Annotated in this window: 1 protein-coding gene; it reads left to right on the top strand. The window is 59.4% G+C overall.

The window, feature by feature from the left end:
- Positions 1 to 535: 535 nt before the first annotated feature.
- On the top strand, positions 536 to 928 hold a 393-nt coding region (locus J0F76_RS20685; protein WP_207472348.1), incomplete at its 3' end, for a hypothetical protein.

Here is a 928-nt window from a genome sequence, read left to right as displayed (position 1 = left end):
TAGCCGATGAGGGGCACGGATGATTCCAGGTTTGAGCTGCCGGTAGGCCCGTCATACACAATCCATACGCGCAAGGAAACGGTCGTTTAAAGAGCATTGTATGAAGGTGGGGTAGGGGGCGGCGGCGGTCGTGTCCTCAGTTATGGCGCAGCAAACACAGCGACATCGTGGTTTTTCTACAGCATGTTCTCTGATCCTCGTTCGGCGATGCAAGGTCTCATCGATGACAGACTGCGTACCAGGCTGCGCATTGCTAGCAGACAACTGCAGCAGTCTTCAGCGATCCGTGTAATCCGCAAAAACGCTCTATGTGCGGTTGTATCAACTGATAATTCGCAATTACAGCTCTCCTTGAAGCGTTTCCCATGGGTAACTGGGGCAGATTGCGGGGCACAGGTGTTGCGTTCGTGATCTGGGTCTGATTCAAAATCGTATGGGCCTGTCATCGGATGATACCTTTGGGACGCTGAGCGCCGAGAGTTTGCGTCGGCTCGTTGGGGATCTGTCACGACGGCTGCAATCGCTCGAGGACCAGGTGACCCACCTGGGCGATCAGCTCGCGTCAGCCGAGGCGGCCCGGGCCGCCCTGCAAGTCGAGAACCAGGAACTGCGCGATGAGATCGCGCGGCTGAAGAACCTTCCGCCGCGGCCTCCGTTTAAACCCTCCGGCATGGACAAGGTTACCGAACGGGAGGTTCGCAAGAGCGGCGGTCCACGGCGGCGGCGTGGCCCGAAACGCGACAAGGACCGCGTCACGCGCGAAGAGGTTCTGTCTGTGAATGTGCCCTCGGGATCGCGCTTCAAGGGATATCGAACCATCCTGGTTCGTGACCTGTCGATCTGTCAACGGCGGTGCAAAATCCGGCCACGCGGCGGGGTAAAATCAGGCCAGGCGGCGGTGACCGGCACCATGGCGCGCGCGCTCACC

Origin of the sequence: Paracoccus fontiphilus, from assembly GCF_017356265.1 — a bacterium.
GTDB classification, from domain to species: Bacteria; Pseudomonadota; Alphaproteobacteria; order Rhodobacterales; family Rhodobacteraceae; genus Paracoccus; species Paracoccus fontiphilus.
Note: the sequence above shows the minus strand (reverse complement) of the source record. Positions and strands in the feature narration are given on the sequence as shown.